Consider the following 17491-nt stretch of genomic DNA (forward strand, 5'->3'; position numbering starts at 1 on the left):
TATTTGGTCAATAGTCCCAGAATATTTGACTACTGACTATTGATTATTGACCATTAGACAAATGCTCTAACTGCATTCTTTGTTCCATCTGGCGCAGAAAATACCCCGTCATCATGGCCGACGCTAGAAGCCCAGCTAAGTTCTCCCGATCTGTTGTGATTTGCACGTTGAAATTTTCTGCCGGGAGCATTCCCACTAGCCCTTGGACATTTTGCGAGATAATTTGTTTAATTTCGGGGCTGGCGGACTGAGCAATCCTAGCTAAAACATCAGGAGACTGATGTTGTAGATATTTGAGTAACTGATTAGGGTATTCCTCAGAGTGGTCGGAAAGAAGTTGATTAGGGTGTTCCTCAGAGTTGTCATTCAAAAAGTCAGGATTAAACACCATTGGCAGTTTTATTTAGCTTAATTGCTAACTCTACTTTAAACCATAGTACAAGGGTAGCGCATTCACCACGGGTATAAGTCAAGAGGAGAGGAATGGGGAATGGGGAAGGGGGAATGGGGAAGGGGAAATAGTTTACTGTTTATTCTCCTTCTTTCCTTCATCACTCTACTCCCTACTCGCCACTCCCTTGAGTTCTAGTTCTAGTTCTAGTTGTTCTTCCTTTTGGCTGGTGGAAAGTATTTGCGGGAGTTGTTCTATTTGGAAATACTGATGAAACTTCGGGGTTACTTGCAGTGAATAAGAGCGAGAATCGCTGTCTCGACGCTTTCGGATGAAACCAAGTTCGACGAGTTCGGGAACGTGTTGATATACTCCTGAACCGCGTAGGTTAATCAAGTCGCTCTGAAGTATGGGACTATTAAGGGCGATCGCAGCTAAAGTCCGCAATGCACCTACACCCAATTCTACTGGTATCATCGTTTGCACCAAATCATGAAAATCAGACCGGAGTTGCAAACTGTAACCATCTGGAGTTTCTACTACCTCTAGGGCGCTATCTCGGTGGGCATAGTTGTCCATGAGTTCAATTATGCCTTCTTTGACACTGGCGCGATCGCACGCGGCATACTCGGCGATTTCGCCGAGCGACAAGGGTTTACCTTTTAAATAGAGAATTGCTTCTATCTTCGTCGCTGTGGCTGTAATCATTTAGTTACTAGTCATTGGTTATTAGTCATTGGTCATTAGTACATGACAACTAACAATCAACAAGTGTGTGGCATTATATCGTAAATTGTCAAAATATTGTTTGAAACTCTGAAATTGGACATGGGGCATTGGGGAATCATTTTCCTCAAAAGCCTCTAGTTGTGAGAATAAATTCTGCGATCGCTAAATCTTGTGGAGTTGTGACTTTTAAATTTGTCTCCTCTCCCTCGACAATTCGGACTTCAATACCGCACTTTTCAAACAAAGCGGCATCGTCAGTTACTTCCCAACCTTGACGGACACCTTCAGCGTGGCACTGTTTCAACAACTTGACATCAAATCCTTGGGGAGTTTGTGCTGCCCACAATTTTCGTCTGTCGGGTGTTTCTTGAATTATGCCTTGTTCATCGACAACTTTGATAGTGTCTTTGACCGATACACCAGCAATTAAACCGGGACAGTGACGAATGGCTTGGGCACAAGAGTTAAATAAATCTGGTGTGGCTAGGCATCTGGCCCCATCATGAATCAAAACTTGTTCTGCGGCTACTGGCAGGGACTGCAAACCATTGTAAACAGATTCTTGGCGGGTGGAACCGCCTTGTATCAATTCCACTGGTTTAGTCAGCTTCAGATCGGCGATAATTGCGTTGAAGTCTGGCCAATCAGTAGGCTGAGAAATAATCCCAATCCAACTGATTGTATTAGCGGCTTCTGCGGCTAATAGAGTCCAAGCAATAATTGGTTGCGATCGCACTTTCAGAAGGAGTTTATTACGGTTACTCCCCATTCTTTTTCCGATTCCCGCAGCTGGAATTAGTAAATACACAGAATTCCTCAATCTTTAAGCTATATATTTTCCCCTAAAATAGGGAGCGAGTAAGCGTCAATAAATATTATGCGAGTAGTAGCCCTTGTACCTGGCGGAATTGGCGACCAAATTCTCTTCTTTCCGACTCTAGATGACCTGAAGCGCCATTACCCTAACGCTCAGATAGATGTCGTTGTTGAACCCCGGTCAAAGGCTGCCTACCGAGTGAGCAAGTCAGTTCACGAGGTACTGACCTTTGATTTTCAAGACCGTAATAGTCTGGCAGATTGGGGTAACTTGGTGGGGACAATTCGCGATCGCGAATACGATGTCGTCATTGCTGTTAAGCAAATTTGGTTGCTTGGTCTTTTACTTTGGTTGACGGGAATTCCCATACGTATTGGCTACAAAGGCAAAGGTTCGGTTTTTCTGACCCACGCTGTGCCATTCAAACCATCCCAGTATGCGGCGGCAGTATATCACGATTTACTGCAACCATTGGAAATAAATAGTCCTGTCCCAGAGTTAGCGGTAAATGTGCCAAAACCAGATATTGAGTGGGCACAAAAGGAACAAAAACGCTTAGGGGTGAATGAAACAGGCTATATCTTGATTCATGGCGGTTTTGACCAGTTATCCCAGGCTAAAGAACTGGATAAAATCTACCCTGTCGAAAGTTGGCATCAAATTATTCAAGGCTTCCAAGACAAGCAGCCGGATCTGCCTGTGGTGGTCGTTAAGGGAACTGATGATGAGCAGTTTGTGCGATCGCTTCTGGGGTCTTCTCCAGATATCAAGGTGACTGCCCCTGATGATATTGGCAAGTTAACTGCTATGATTGCCGGGGCAAATTTGATGTTGTCTACTGATAGTGCGGCACTACAACTGAGTGTTGCAGTCCAAACCTATACCATCGCCTTATTTGGGCCCACTAATCCAGCTAAGTTGTTGCCGAAAAACGATAAATTCCTGGCCATTGCATCTCCCACGGGAAAAACGGCGGATGTTTCACCAAACGCCGTTTTAGAGAAAATCTGGGGTGGCTAAACCAGCACTTTGTCGCAATTTCTGCAATCAATTTATTGGATATCCAATGTAGTTATGCGTTTGTGAATGACCGCAAGACCTGGTTGTGACAGCTAGATTTTGCGGTTATTTCAGTATTTAAAACCAGGCTAAAAACCAATACGGTTGGGTTAAGTGTAGATAATTGGTCTTTGAAGACGCGATCAATCGCGTCTCTACAAAAACTAGATCAATGCTTTGTGCTTATTTGCGATCGCGCCTTCCCCGTCCACCGGCCCAAGGGGGTGGCCCTCCCGCATCGCGGATACGAATAACTTTTCCGTTACTGCGAGTGATGCTAAACGCATCAAAATCATAGTCGTCGTATTCTCCTACGACAGTTACTTTTTCACCCTGGCGCAAATTTAGCTGATGATGCCAACGTGGCCCCGCATCGACAATAATCTGTCCAGTGCCGTCCTCTAAGATAAATTCATTGCCAACAACACTGCGAATTTCACCAGAAACGCTGACTCCTGGATCGCGCTGCAAATCACGGATTGGGATCTGTGCTTGAGCGGTGGGAATAACTACCGCTAACAGTGCAGATGTAAAGGTCATAGCAACAGTGGATTTCATAAGAATTTATTGGTTTGAACTTCACTGCATAAACTGTAAACAGGAAGTATGGCCAAAAAATGACCACAATTTATTCGGTTTTGTGCGTCAAAAGTCAATACAGTTCAGATAAGACCAAAACACTTGTAGAGACGGCGATTTATCGCGTCTTCTAGAGATGGCTATTTATCGCGTCTCGAAAACCCACAATTTTGTACAATTAGCCCTTAACCCAAGCGTATTGGGTCAAAAGTGGCAGGGTAATTTGAAAGGTTGAGCCTTGATCAAGAGTGCTGGTGACACTGATTTGTCCCCCGTGAACCTGAACAATTTGCTGGGCGATCGCTAATCCTAGTCCAAATCCACCAGATGTTCTAGAACGTTTTGGATCGGCTCGGTAAAACCTTTCAAATACATGAGGTAATGCATGGCTGGGAATACCAATCCCGGTATCTATAACCTGAATTAAGGCTTGTTCTGCTTGCCGAATCAGGCGCAGTTCAATGGTTCCACCAGCTGTTGTATAGCGACAGGCATTGCTGAGGAGATTAGCGATCGCCTGTTGTAACAAGTTTGCATCACCCTGAACTACAACAGCCGTATCGGGTAACTGGCTGGTGAGTTCTAAAGAATGGATTTTTGCCTGTGACAACCATTCAGTACACATACTCCCTAAAAGCTCTGTTAGATTCACAGATTCCATCGAGTCAGGAGCCAATAATCCTTCGTGTCGCGCCAGAAATAACAAATCACCCACCAATGTACTCATCTGTTTGGTAAGGCTGATAATCTTCTCAATGCGCTTTCGCAGTTTCATTGGTGAGTCGTCTAACTCATCTAAATCCATTAGCCCAACTTGGGCATTGCTCATGATTGCTGCTAAAGGTGCCCGGAGTTCGTGAGAAGCATTGGCAGTAAATCGCTGGAGTTGATCGCAGACTATTTCTAAACGCTGATTGGTTTCTCGCAGATTGATTTCTCGGTTGGCTAATTCTCGCTCCAGTTGATAGAAAAGATGAACTGCAAACAAAGCTGCGATCGTCCCAAATACAACAGAAATACACAATACAATCCAGGTAATTTGCCGATAAAAATCTTGATGTTGTATGCGTTGTACTAATAATTCTTCCTCGGTTTGAGCGAAGCGATCTATTTGTTGACGCGCCTGATCCATCGTTAATTTCCCTTCTTCTAACCACTCATAAAGAGACGCTACGGGAATCAAGGTATCGGTTTGTCCACGAATTCGTTTCAGTTCTCGCTGTAAGGTTAATTTTTGCTGAAAGATTTCTAAATTATCATCAACCAGTGTGCGAATTTTTTGAATTTGCTGGGTTTGTTGGGCATTGTCTTGTACCAGTTTTTCTAATCGATTCAAGGATGGGGGAATAATTGTCTGAGCTTGCTTATAAGGAGCTAAAAATTCCTCCCGTTGAGTTAGCCCATAACCTCGAACTCCAGTTTCAGCATCAATCAAGGCGTTGAGAAGCTGTTTTGTTTCTAGGCGTACCGTTTGAGTATGCTGCACCCAGGTTTCATCTTCTACCAGACTGGCTTTTAGCCAAGCAAAAGCTGATAGAGCCATAAACAAACAGGTTATGGGAATGGCAACGATCGCTGTTCCCCGCACTCGAATTGGCAAAGTTTGCCAGCGTTGATAGAGCCGTTGAACCCGATAAGCCATAGATTACCTCGCAGGAGGTTCTAAACGATAGCCAGTGCCATAAACGGTTTCAATCCAAGTTTCTACACCAATCTCGCGCAGTCGTTGACGCAAGCGTTTAATGCGAGCAACTACAGCATTACTCTCAGGTTCTTGTCCCCATTCCCAGAGTGCCTGTTCGATCTGATCGTGGGTGAGAATTTGGCGAGGATGGCGCATCATGTACTCTAGTAGCTGAAAGTCACGGCTTTTCAGTTTCAGGCTACTGCTTCCCCATTCCAGGCGCATGGTGTCGAGATGGAGCGATAGCCCGTTGACTTGCAACGCATCACCACACCACAGGGGCGATCGCCGCCGCAATGCTCGCACCCGTGCCAGTAATTCTTCAATATCTACAGGTTTGACAAGGTAATCATCGGCTCCGGCATCTAGCCCCATCACTTTATCGACAGTGGTATCTTTTGCTGTCAACATCAGAATTGGAGCCGCTTTTCCTGCTTGACGATATTGTTGGCACAGAAAGATACCATCTTCATCGGGCAACATCCAGTCAAAAATCAGCAAATCATAATCTTTTTCACCCATCAGCCATTGAGCTGTTGCCCCATCTTCTACGGCATCTACAATATGCCCTGAACGAGTCAGGGCGGCATGGAGTGGTTCAATTTGCTCCGGATCGTCTTCTACTAGCAAAATCCGCATTGTTCAATTGCAGCTAGTTGGAAAATCAGGGGGTAGGCCAATACGCATAAGGGTTTTAGCCTAGTTCCTTTTTCTTCACCGAGTTAAAATATCTCAAAAAAAGCATCATCTAATTCATAACCCAGCATTTGGGCCATAGACTTTAGCCGCGAGAGGCTGGGAATGTCTTGCTGTTTGAGCCAATCACCCAAAATGAAGATTTTATGCATCAAAAATATTTCTAAGGCTTCAGGATTGTACTGAATGCCTTCTTGGGAACTGAACTGGTGTGGTACAAGCATGGCGGCGTAACGAGCAAATTCTCCAGCTTTCCAATCTAGTAAAAATGGTAACCAAGGGTATTTGGCATCTAGGCGCACAAACCACAGCCGCACCTCTGGAATTTCTGAGAGTTCCCGTGGATCGCCTGGTTCGAGATCGTAATTGAGATCAAAGCGTAGCTGCTGTTCATGGGACGCGACCCCATCTTGCAGCAGTTGTTCAATCACGGTTGACGCAGGCGACAGATCCAGATTGGTAATGAAGTCATTATTGAGTGCGATCGCAATTGTCATTGATTCAGCAGCCACTTTCTTGATGCTCAACTGTAGGATCGAGAATATACAGTAGCAGCTTTCAGGGATTGACGCTACATTGATCTTTATAAATCAATTGGTATTTACTAATACTTTTTTATTGATAATTGGTCAAACTATACAAGATTTATACACAAATCTGACCTGCTCAAATTGATTTAATACTTTTGCTTAGTTTTCGCTGGTTATCACAAATATATATCTAATGGCTAGCGTTGATATCAGCCTCTGGCGATGCTTGCGGTTTTTCCTAGCCTACACCACTCACATACACCAAATTTTTCTCCACTTAAATGTTTCTTTACTAATTGCGAAAATACTCACATTTAACTAATAAATTACTACACGACTTACATAGAATCAGCCTAATTGGGCAAGGCAACGCTTGCCCCAAGGTGGACATTTACAGCAATTTTAAGTTAAAGTTGTAATGAGTTTGTTTTAGATTAAGGTCTGAGAAACTAGCCGTCAACAAGCAAAAAAAATAATTATCGCCACCTGTCTTTTGCAGCATCAAAAGCCAAAACACAAGTACAGGTAGAACAGCGGTGTGCAATATTATTGCATATATTAAATAACCAATAAACATTTAAATGGGAAAATTCCCCCCAACAGTTAACAAGCTGTAATATGCAAAAACAAACAATTTCTCCAAAACCAATTCGTTCTCTAGAAGATGCGCTGGATCGGTGTCAAATCCTGGGTATGCGCGTCAGTCGTCAGCGTCGCTTTATTCTGGAATTACTTTGGCAAGCAAATGAACATCTTTCTGCTAGAGAGATTTACGATCGCTTGAACCAACTAGGTAAAGAGATCGGTCATACTTCTGTTTATCAAAATTTAGAAGCATTATCTAGTCAGGGCATCATTGAATGTATTGAACGCTGTGATGGGCGTTTGTACGGCAATATCAGTGACTCTCACAGTCATATAAACTGTGTGGATACAAATCAAATTCTTGATGTTCATGTGGAACTACCAGAAGATTTGATCCGCAAAATTGAAGAAGAAACAGGAGTGCGGATTACTGACTACAGTATTAACTTTGTTGGTTACCGCAACCCGCAAGAAAGCTGATGGTAGTTAGGAGTCATTCAATTTTAGATTTTTTCTTCAATCCAAAATCTAAAATTGACGGCTTCCCTAGCTAATAAAAACTAATAATAATTAGTCTCATCAATGGAGTTCTTGCCAAAAACTGTCTCATCATCGGCATCATCATCATATAAATCTACTGGTACAATTGTGCCTTCGCAGCTTTCAATTAGTCCGATCGCCGGGAGTTTGTTCCAATTATTATCTGGGTTTATCAGAATTTGGACGGTATTTAAGAAGGGTTGCTGCGATGCCTGCGGCGGTAAACTACGCAAATGTTTCAGTCTTTGAAACGATTCTTTGGAGAACAAGGCACCATTATCAGCGGCCAATTTTTTATCTGCCTCAGTAAGGATGGCATCAAATAAGCAGGCGTTGGTGAGATTCGCTGAATTAAGATTCGTCCCCATAAGATTAGCCTGTTGCAGGTTTGCGCCTGTCAAGTTTGCCTGTTGGAGATTTGCGCCTGCGAGGTTTGCCTGTTGAAGGTTTGCACCGGTGAGGTTTGCTTGTTGAAGGTTGGCTCCAGCTAAATTTGCCCCCATTAACTCTGCATTGGATAAGTTTGTCTGCTCAAGATTTACCCCAGTTAACATCACTTGTAAAAAAGAGGCTCCCGATAAATTTAGTCCAGCCAGAGACTTGATTTGGGTTGCGAAGGCACCCTTTTGCAAAAGGGTTGTTCTAGCAATCAGCGCACTTAAGGCCTCTGGATTGAATTCTGCCAAATTGGCTGGATTCCCACAAGGCCAAAAAGGAATCTTTGTTTCTCGGTAGCAAGCACAAAGCAATAAAAACACATTCAGTCCCACCGCAGCATTCACTTGCTCAACATTCACCGGGTTTTGCAGTGCGTGGAAATGAGTCAAAGCTTTGTGAGCTATCCCTTCATCCAACCAATAGCCTTGACAGTAAGCACGCCAGAAAGACAAAAGCCGTTGGAACAAAACTTCAAAAGAAAACTTGTGCTTTTGCTCCCGGCGCAAAATTGCGATCGCCAGTTCCTCAATTTCCTGGCTAAGTATCCCGTAACCCAGTAAATTGTAGATATGCTGGGCAAAGCTACTGGCATCAAGCACAAAGGTGAGCGTGCCATAAACCTCATCTTGGTACTGAGTAAGCAATTTCAACTCAGCAGTCACAGCCTCAGCACAAAGATATTCTCCTAATTTGACATGCGAAAACTCAATTAAACTCCTCTGCACGGCAGTCGCTACAACGGGGGAAATTCCCGCAACGCACTGCTTGGCTGTGCGTGAGGTATCCGAACCCTGAATTTTAAAATAAAAAGCTGGTAAATTATTTGTATTTACTTCCTCAGCCAAATTAATTTGATGACGTTGGGAGTGTAAGATTTTCAGAGCGATCGCTTGCATCTGCTCAAATAAATCTTGGGGATGATGACCAGCGAGTAAATTAGCGATCGCTTCTGGAGTTCGGTGGATATGAGCCGATCCTGAACGCAGGAGCATAGTTTTGATCCCACCAATTAGCGGATAACCCAACAACCATCGACTCAGGCGATGATAAATTTCCCATAACAGAGAAGACTTTGGGGTATTAGCAGCTAATTGTAATACTTCATCATCTAGCAGTCCGTCGCGGTGCAAAATGCCCAACAAATGCAGCATTAGGGGTTGACGAACAAGAGGAGATAATTCTCTTAACTTTGATTGGCTGGCAAATAACCCTGTCTGTTTTAAGAATGTAAAGAAATTTTGAGCGATCGCCAACGATTGCACTTTTGCCCATTGCTGAAACCATTGTTTGAGTTCCTCCACATCCAACGGCTGAATGATAATTCGCTTCAATGGCAGAGGTATCTCTGGGGCAATTTTCTGTAATGTTGTTGATCGACTCGTTAACAAAATTTTGTGTCGGTACTGAGAATGAAAGTTCAGTAATTGCTGAATAAAAATTGCTTGTGCCCTTATACCCTGACTAGAAGGGGGTAGTTCATCCAAACCATCCAGCAGCAACAGACAAGGGAGATTTTCTTGCTCTAACCAAGCTGAAAGATTAACAGGAAAGGCAGAATTTAGGGTTTCGATGAAAGTTTTGCCATATTTTACATCCCGTAACTTAATTACTATAGGCATCCAGGTAGGGTAAAATTCTTGTGCTATTTGTGCTGCCCAAAGTTGGCAAAAACTAGTTTTTCCATAACCAGGTTCTGACTCAATGACAGCGATCGTTTCTAAATCAGCTAGCTGTTGCTGGGCCCATATATTTAAATCAACTGGTTTAACAATTTTATTATCCTGCTCAGAAATAATTGCCTCTATTGGTAAGCCTTTTTGTGGTACATAGATATCCTTAAGGGCAAAGGATTCCATGAGTAAAGGCATACTGAGGTTTTTAATCAAACTTGCACGGTAATGTTCTCGCTGCAAATCAATTTTCTCACTGACTGTAGAACCAACTTCTGGGGCGATCAAATTGGGAGATAATGATATCCCCAAACGGAAAAATTTTTGCAGTTGGGCTAGAGGTGCGGCATTTTCGGTAACGACTACCAGTAAGTGCCCAGGAAGTGAGTTGATTAAACGTTGTGTTAGGAGTTTAGCTTCAGGTTCCTCTGCGCCATTGGCAACTAACCAAGCCATAGCAGCGTTGTTTATTTGTTGCACCAGTAATGAATCTGCAACCAAAGACAATGCTTGTTCAGCTTGAGTGTCAGTCAATTTACCTGGGCTGAGAGTTTTCAGCAATCCTTGCAGTTGCGGATCTTGGAGAATCAGTTTACCTACATTCTCTTTAAGTATTTGTGATTGGATAGGTATACTTGCCCGGTCTAGCCACGGTCTTTGTAAGCTTGCTTCCTGCTCTAGAATTGCTTGCAAAGCCTGGAGATAGGCAATTTGAAATGCTAGCCATGTACCTTCGTTACGTTTTAATGGTTTTTTTTGGCTGAGGCTACGCAACAAGTTTTCTGTTAACTGGGAAATAGCACTGATTTCTTGCCAAACAAGACCTAAAGGTAGTTCTAAGACCTCTACTAAGGTACAGATGTCAAAAGGCATGAGGCTTTTGACTTCCATATCCTGAACAATCCGGTAGGCAATACCTGCCAATTGCCCCGCTGAAAATCCTTTGATTTGATTGATTGCGATATAGCGTTCTGCCAACCAGTGCCGAATACTCAAGTTCATTTAATTACACAGTGACGGCTGCCTATGGCAATTATGATCGATTTATCAGTTTGCGAAAACAGGTAACAATGGGTAAGACAAAGTTTTGTATCAAAGCTGTTTTCTAATTGGTAAAAACATTGCTTGTGTAATTGAGTAGACTATGAGCGATCGCCTTCTAAAATTATTGTTAATCGACCAAGACCCGATTTTTCGTCTGGGATTACGGGTAGCTCTAGAAGCAATTCCTAACCTGGAAGTAATAGCAGTGGTAGAAAGTGATACCGCTGCCTTGCAGATTTTAACAGAAATTGCCCAAGAAGACCCTAACCAGGTAAATCTGGTGGTTTTGGAACTAGGTAATGGTCGCTCCACCACTAGTCAGCAGCTAGGTTTGCAATTCTGCCGACAACTCAAAGCTTTATATCCCAATCTGCCAATTTTGCTTCTCAGTTCTGTCCAAGAACAAGGACTGCTATTGGCTGCAAAATCTATTGGTGTAAATGGCTACTGCCCCAAAGGCACACCACTTGCTGAGTTAGTCGCCGCCATGCAAGAAGTTGCCGATGGTAGTTCCTATTGGTTTCGGGAGACGGAAGCAATCACAACTCCTCACTCTTCACTCCCTAGTACAGACGCGATTAATCGCATCTCTCCCCACTCCCCACTCCCTTTTTCTAGACTGCGAAATAATTTACGTTTGTCAGGAATTGCTCACATTGAGGCAACCCTCGCCGCAGTAACAGCACAATTACAAGTTCCGGGACTACCAGTATTAGATCGAGCAATTCTAGCTGGACAGCGGCGAGAACTGCTAGCGGCTCGTTGGTTGCTAAATCGGTTGTTGGTTTCACCGCAAGAAAGGCAAGAGGAACATATTCCCGTTGCCGATGAGGCGCTTATCACTCCTTCGTTGAGTAGTGCCATTCAGCAAAGGCAAACTGTGTCACCTTTACTTAGTCCAGGAGCGCTACAATCTGCCTTGTTTGCGTCTTGCATAACCAAACTTCAATTTCCTTTACAAAATGTCACAGATGTCCCTTTAGAAATTGACATCTTTCGTGAAGAGAAAAAACGGGAATTACTTTATCTTATCCTGCAAAAATTAGCTCAACAGTTGGATGAACTGCGTGCTTCTCAAATCGAGATGAATCAATTACATGAGGTGAAAAGTACTTTGTTACGTGATTTATGGCAAGCAGCGATTACAGATTTTTTTGGAAAATTCTCTCGAATAAAAATAGGGGAGCAAAATATAGAAATTGTTAATTTATTACTACAAAACACAGAAATTGTGCAGGCAGATATTCTCAATAAAATTCCGCTAGTTTTTGAGTTGTATTCTTATCTACTATTTCAAACAGAATTGTATATTGATAATGGTTCTTATCCAGCAGTTAGCAATGAAGCCAAGTCCCAAGCATTAATGATTTTAGAGAACTTGTTGATTCAGGTAGCGAATGGCGTAGTGCAACCACTACTCAACTCTTTAGCAGATGTGGAAGCGATTAAGCAAAAGTTATATAGTCGCCAATTTATTTCTACAAGAGAAATCGAACGATTTAGAAACGATTTATCATGGAAATATCGGTTAAAAAATTATATAAATGAGCCAAAAGCAGTTTTTGAAAGTCGCTACGATCTATTTGTAATTGCGCCTCGCGGTATTGCCAATACTTCAGTTTATGCCCCTCGAAATCAGGAGTTAGGCAAACTTTCTAATATTCCTTTAGTCGTGACATTATTTTTAGAATTTAGTGATGCGATCGCACCGCGTTTAAAATCACTATTAGCTATTGTAGGTAGCGGTATAGTCTTCATTCTCACCCAAATAATTGGTCGAGGTTTAGGTTTAATCGGTCGTGGTATTCTTCAAGGTATTGGTAGTGTTTCGTTAATAGAAAAGAACTTTAGACGAAATAGCGATCGGACTAAATGAATAAGCAAGGGAGTAGAAGGCACAAGGGAAGAATGACTAATAACCAATGACCAATGACCAATGACTAATAACTAATGACCAACAATGATTTTATCGGGCTGGCAATTTCTTATGTTTACGCTATCGGTCTGCTTGTCATTGGCGAGGGACTGCGTAGGCTGTTGGGTGTAAAGCCGGATTTGACACGCAAAGTAATCCATATTGGTGCAGGGATGTGGGTTTTCGGCATCCTGCTACTGTTTAAACACTGCGAAATCGGAATTATACCATTTGCTACCTTTATCGGACTCAACTACCTGTTTTACCGCTACCGAATCATCGGCGCAATGGATACCCAGGATAGCTCACCCGGCACAGTTTATTTCGCTATCTCAGTAACGCTGCTGTTCGGGCTACTGTGGCGACCGGACGGGCCAGTAGATAGTGTCCCAATCGCCGTAGCTGGGGTAATGGCAATGACTTGGGGGGATGCACTAGCAGCATTAATTGGTAGACGCTTTGGAGAGCATAAATACCAAGTGGGAAATTCTGTGCGATCTTGGGAAGGTTCGGCAGCAATGTTTGTAACGAGTACAGTGGTGATTTTCTTAGTGCTGTTGCTGCTACCTGGTTCGTCGCTGAGTCCTCTAGCAAAACCTTTTAGTTTGGCATGGGCCTTATTGACTGCGGTGGTAACTGCTACTTTTGCCACCCTAGCAGAGGCTGTCTCACCCCACGGTACTGATAACCTCAGCGTGCCTCTAGTAGCTGCGGGAGTAGTTTGGATTGTCATGCAGGGTTTTTAAGGCACTCCCAATAACCTCTCCTAACTCCTAACTCCTAACTCCTAACTTATAAATTCCAATTGCGGCGGAAATGGAAGAAGCCTTCTAAAAACTCTTGCAAAGCAATATTGCTATTTAACTTTTGCTTACTCCACTCTCTTGCAGTTTTTTCCAGAATTTCTGAAAAACTCGGATAGACGGGAGATAGATTTGCTAAATCTTTGACTTTAATTTTTTGGGACATTGCCAAGGCAATCAAATTAATTAATTCTCCAGCTTCTGCCCCCAATATCGAAGCTCCCAAAATTTCGCCGTTACGTAGCACAATTAATTTACACATACCAGTGGTTTCATCCCGAAGTTGGGCTGCTGCCACTGTTTTAAAATACTGTCGTAAAACTAAAACTTCATCTCGACTAAATAGGCGTTTTGCCTGTGCCTCTGTCAAACCTACTTGCGCCACCATCGGCACAGAAAACATTGCCCAAGGAATAGAGCGATAATCTACTCGTAACCTGGGGAAAAATAGTGCATTTTTCAGGGCAATTTTTGCTTCATAATTAGCGATATTGGCAAAGTCGTAACCACCAATTACATCACCACAAGCGTAAATGCGCTGGTTAGTGGTTTGCAGTTTATCATTTACCACTAAGCTACGCCGATGCCATTTCACACCTACTGTTGCCAAATTTAGAGATTCAATATTCGGCTGTTGTCCAGTCACTACTAAAATTTCATCAGTTTCAATAGCTTTATCTCCTGCTTGAACCCACTTTTTATCCTCAATTAGCCTCACCTGAGTTACTGGTCTTTCGGTGAGGACGCGCACACCTTCGACTTCCAACTGTGCCTGAAGAAATATGGCTATCTCAGGGTCAATATTGGGTAGAAGATAAGGGTGCTTGACTACCAGCGTCACACTGCAACCAAACCGGGCTAAAGTTTGAGCAATTTCAATACTTTGGGGAATTCCGCCGATAATTACCCAATTTTTTGCTAATGTCCCTCGCTGTAAGGATTGCCAAATATTAGATAGGGTTAGGTAGCCAGTGCTTTGCAATCCCTCAATCTCTGGAATTTCTGGACATGAACCACTGGCTAGCAAATAGGTACGAGCGCGTAGTAGGCGATTGTTAACGGCAAAAGCCAGTTGGGATGAAGATTGAAATTGACCACTGCCAACTATGATATCTACCCCCAGCGCGGCTAGGATGCTTGGGGAATGCTGTTCTTTGAGATTTGAGGCTACGCATTGAGAATACAGCATAGCTTCTTGCCATGCCATAGATATGTGGCATTCTTCTGAAGTACCAGTGTGTGTGGCATGAATACCAAAACTAGCAGCATCATTCAAATTCTGCGCCAGTTTACCGATTTCGGTAAGAGCATGGTGATGAGTAAACCCGTAGTCTACTTTGGGTTCCACCAGGGCAACTGTAGCACGTAGTTGGGTTGCAGCAAGGGCAGCGTAGTATCCAGCAAGACTGCCGCCAATAATTACAACATCGTAGTCAACGGTCACTTGAATTAAGAGTTAGGAATTAGGAGTTAGGAATTAAGAGTTAGGAATTAAGAGTTAGGAATTAGGAATTAAAACCCTTCTTCAATTTATAACTCCTAACTTATAACTTATAACTCCTAACTCTCTTTTAACGCTGTTAGTAAGCGTTGGTTATCGGAGTCGGAACGTATAGCAACCCGGAAAAAGCGATCGCCTAGTTCTTTAAAACTAAGGCAATCGCGGATTAAAATCTGGTGATGCTTGAGTAATTGTTGCTGTAACTGCGAAGTAGACTCTTGGGACTTAACCAGTAAAAAGTTAGCAGCACTTACTTGGGGTTGCAATCCTGATATTTCAGCCAAACCCTGAAAGAGTTGGTTTCGTGCAGGTGGTAGCCATGCCCAGGTTTGCTGGTGAAACTCCGTATCCTGGAGTGCCGCAATTGCCGCCGCCGCCGCTAGCGTGTTTACGGGCCAGGGGTCACGCCATAGCTGCCATTTAGCTAGGCAGTCGGGGTGTGCGATCGCATATCCTAATCGCAGCCCTGGGAGACTGTAAAATTTGGTCAGCGATCGCAATACTACTAAATTCGGATATTCCTGTACCACCGGAATCAGGCTTTGTTCATCATTGGGTGGTACAAAATCCATAAATGCTTCATCTACCACAACCAAAGCAAATTGCTCCAGATAGGGCAAAATAGAGTCCCGCGAAAATAGTTTTCCGGTTGGATTGTGGGGATTATTCAGCAATAATCCTTTGTCGTTTGTCCTGTCTCCTGTGTCAAGAAATAATGACCAATGACCAGTGACCCTTTGGGTTCGCAGTTGCTCATGGGGGAAACCCCCAGACGCTCGATAACTCGCTAACGCTGCGCTATCGCCCTTGGCGTCTCCCCTTGGGAGAAGACCGCACTGACTCACTAATGACAAAGGACACTCCAGCACATTAGCGTTGTACGCCCTCAGGGTTCGGTAGTAATCGCCAAAGGCTGGAGTTATTAAAATTGTCGCGGCTAATTCAGCTAATTCCCTGCCTATGAGAGTGAGTAATTCTGCGGAGCCGTTACCCGGCAGAATCCACTCAGGAGGCAATTGATGGAAGTGACTGAGAGCTAGTCTCAGTTCACTATAGTTTGGGTCTGGATAGTGCTTAAGATTACCAATTTGGGACTGTATAGCAGCGATCGCGCTGTTTGGAGGCCCCAACGGGCTGATGCTAGCAGAAAAATCCAGAATAGCATCAGGGGGACAGCCAGCCAGTGCTGCTGCCCAGGCTAAATTTCCCCCGTGTGCAGGTTGCCGCATTAAAAAATGGTTCCCGAAGACAGAACCTATGCTTTTGGGGGTGCTACCTTTTCTCTAAACAGTTTTCCTGCCGAGAAGGCAGGAACCCTCGTCGCTGGAATTTCCATCTTTTCATTTGTTTTCGGGTTGCGACCTTCGCGGGCTTTACGTTCCCGTGATTCAAATGAGCCAAATCCTACCAACGTTACCTTATCACCAGAGGAAACCGCTTCAATAATCGTTTCCAAAGCGGCAGTTAAGACTGCATCCGCTTGTTTCTTGGTAACACTAGCTTTTTCAGCTACGGCATCAACTAATTCACCTTTGTTCATGTCAAACTCCTGAAGGTTTACTTGAGATTTTTTACGGATGCACCCTGATGCATCTGTACTGAAATCTCTGTTCGCAGAAATACAAAAATCATCCTTTGGGAGTATTTTTACTCAAAACGGCTGTACATCCCATCGGCTCGACTTTTCAATGAATCATTCTAAGGTGTTGTAGCCTGATGTGGATAGATGAAACCATTAATTTATATAGATTTCAGGATTTTTTGTAATTTTAGGGTAGTTGTTTCACTAAAAACTACCCCAAAAGTAGGAAAAAATACCTAGTAAATACCCCTATTGCCAATAAAACAGAGGAGTGGAGAGGTGGAAGATGGTCAGCGTTTGTTGGGATTAATTACCGTTGTTGAAGAGTTATTGCTGAGATTAACCAATTTTTATGGAAATCGAAGGCTCAGGTTCCCGATTTCTCTAAAAAATCGGGGATTTTGATCACTTTTCACGTTATGTGGAAAAACCAACGCGAAATTTAATCCCCTAGCAAGCTTCTCTAGCAGGAAAAAAGAAAAAATTAAAACCTCTCCCCTAGAAGGCTATCCATTAGCTACATCTTTCTTAACATTTATGATGGCGATCGCTATCATAAATTCTTTTCTGCGTTCGCGCAGCGTGTCGCAGACAGACGCTACACGCAGCTTACTTCTCCATAGGGGTATGACAGTCCATAGCTGCTAAACCATACTGAGAAGCAATTTGGTAAGCCTCTTGAACAATATGAGTCAAATCACTCGCTCAGTAGGTAACATCACTAAAAAATTCTTCATAAAAATTGAGCTTCTTCGGTTTGCCTGTTAAAAACCGCTTTTGGACTTAGGGACTTCCAGAAATTAAATTATCCAATTTCTGGACTTCACTACGACTATCCCTCCCCCTGCTCCCCTGACAGGTGTAGGTTTTTTACACAGGTGTGAGTATTCATTAGTATTGCTGTAAAGATAGGTATGAAACCAGGGTC

15 protein-coding genes are annotated in these 17491 nt (G+C 43.3%); 4 read left to right on the top strand and 11 right to left on the bottom strand.

The annotated features are described in order from the left end of the window. Positions 1-43 precede the first annotated feature (43 nt). From ACEYW6_RS26190 to ispD, 3 genes are all read right to left on the bottom strand, one after another. Positions 44-391 (bottom strand): DUF760 domain-containing protein, encoded by a 348-nt coding sequence (locus tag ACEYW6_RS26190; RefSeq protein WP_104908394.1) that lies wholly within the window; start codon positions 389-391, stop codon positions 44-46. 165 nt (positions 392-556) lie between these two features. After that, on the bottom strand, positions 557-1099 hold the full coding sequence (gene scpB / locus ACEYW6_RS26195) for an SMC-Scp complex subunit ScpB (RefSeq protein WP_412982057.1): 543 nt from the start codon (positions 1097-1099) through the stop codon (positions 557-559). Positions 1100-1244: 145 nt separating this feature from the next. Next, positions 1245-1928: a 2-C-methyl-D-erythritol 4-phosphate cytidylyltransferase gene (ispD, locus tag ACEYW6_RS26200; protein WP_190899368.1), complete on the bottom strand. Its 684-nt coding sequence runs from the start codon at positions 1926-1928 to the stop codon at positions 1245-1247. 69 nt (positions 1929-1997) lie between these two features. Here ispD and ACEYW6_RS26205 point away from each other — a divergent pair, with 69 nt between their 5' ends. Further along, complete coding sequence (locus tag ACEYW6_RS26205; protein WP_412982058.1) at positions 1998-2957, top strand: glycosyltransferase family 9 protein; 960 nt, start codon at positions 1998-2000, stop codon at positions 2955-2957. 222 nt (positions 2958-3179) lie between these two features. Here the strand turns inward: ACEYW6_RS26205 and ACEYW6_RS26210 are convergent, their stop codons facing one another. The 4 genes from ACEYW6_RS26210 to ACEYW6_RS26225 form a co-directional block, all read right to left on the bottom strand. Continuing rightward, positions 3180-3554, bottom strand: a complete 375-nt coding sequence (locus tag ACEYW6_RS26210) for a DNA-binding protein (protein WP_412982059.1) — start codon at positions 3552-3554, stop codon at positions 3180-3182. Between the two features lie 199 nt (positions 3555-3753). Next, a complete protein-coding gene (locus tag ACEYW6_RS26215; RefSeq protein WP_412982060.1) occupies positions 3754-5217 on the bottom strand; it encodes a sensor histidine kinase in 1464 nt (487 codons plus the stop codon). A 3-nt stretch (positions 5218-5220) separates the two neighbouring features. Beyond that, positions 5221-5898: a two-component system response regulator RppA gene (gene rppA / locus ACEYW6_RS26220; protein WP_412982061.1), complete on the bottom strand. Its 678-nt coding sequence runs from the start codon at positions 5896-5898 to the stop codon at positions 5221-5223. Positions 5899-5981: 83 nt separating this feature from the next. Then, a complete protein-coding gene (locus ACEYW6_RS26225; protein WP_412982068.1) occupies positions 5982-6452 on the bottom strand; it encodes a CRR6 family NdhI maturation factor in 471 nt (156 codons plus the stop codon). A 651-nt stretch (positions 6453-7103) separates the two neighbouring features. Here ACEYW6_RS26225 and ACEYW6_RS26230 point away from each other — a divergent pair. Then, entirely contained in the window at positions 7104-7550 is a 447-nt protein-coding gene (locus tag ACEYW6_RS26230) for a Fur family transcriptional regulator (RefSeq protein WP_190899382.1), read from the top strand. An 80-nt stretch (positions 7551-7630) separates the two neighbouring features. Here ACEYW6_RS26230 and ACEYW6_RS26235 read toward each other — a convergent pair whose 3' ends face one another. Then, the gene (locus ACEYW6_RS26235; RefSeq protein WP_412982062.1) at positions 7631-10720 is read right to left on the bottom strand and encodes a pentapeptide repeat-containing protein; all 3090 of its coding nucleotides are present in this window, start codon (positions 10718-10720) and stop codon (positions 7631-7633) included. A 142-nt stretch (positions 10721-10862) separates the two neighbouring features. Here ACEYW6_RS26235 and ACEYW6_RS26240 point away from each other — a divergent pair, with 142 nt between their 5' ends. After that, the gene (locus ACEYW6_RS26240; protein ID WP_412982063.1) at positions 10863-12638 is read left to right on the top strand and encodes a DUF3685 domain-containing protein; all 1776 of its coding nucleotides are present in this window, start codon (positions 10863-10865) and stop codon (positions 12636-12638) included. 74 nt (positions 12639-12712) lie between these two features. After that, entirely contained in the window at positions 12713-13423 is a 711-nt protein-coding gene (locus ACEYW6_RS26245; protein WP_412982064.1) for a diacylglycerol/polyprenol kinase family protein, read from the top strand. A 46-nt stretch (positions 13424-13469) separates the two neighbouring features. Here ACEYW6_RS26245 and ACEYW6_RS26250 read toward each other — a convergent pair whose 3' ends face one another. The 3 genes from ACEYW6_RS26250 to ACEYW6_RS26260 all read right to left on the bottom strand — a co-directional run bounded on the left by ACEYW6_RS26250 (position 13470) and on the right by ACEYW6_RS26260 (position 16521). Beyond that, positions 13470-14924, bottom strand: a complete 1455-nt coding sequence (locus tag ACEYW6_RS26250; RefSeq protein ID WP_412982065.1) for a dihydrolipoyl dehydrogenase family protein — start codon at positions 14922-14924, stop codon at positions 13470-13472. A 116-nt stretch (positions 14925-15040) separates the two neighbouring features. Beyond that, a complete protein-coding gene (gene cobD / locus ACEYW6_RS26255; protein WP_412982066.1) occupies positions 15041-16210 on the bottom strand; it encodes a threonine-phosphate decarboxylase CobD in 1170 nt (389 codons plus the stop codon). A gap of 26 nt (positions 16211-16236) precedes the next feature. Continuing rightward, positions 16237-16521 carry an HU family DNA-binding protein gene (locus ACEYW6_RS26260; protein WP_010998076.1) on the bottom strand — a complete coding sequence of 95 codons (285 nt, stop codon included), beginning with the start codon at positions 16519-16521 and terminating at the stop codon, positions 16237-16239. Positions 16522-17491: the final 970 nt, after the last annotated feature.

This window comes from Nostoc sp. UIC 10607 (assembly GCF_047228265.1).
Taxonomy (GTDB): Bacteria; Cyanobacteriota; Cyanobacteriia; order Cyanobacteriales; family Nostocaceae; genus Nostoc; species Nostoc foliaceum_A.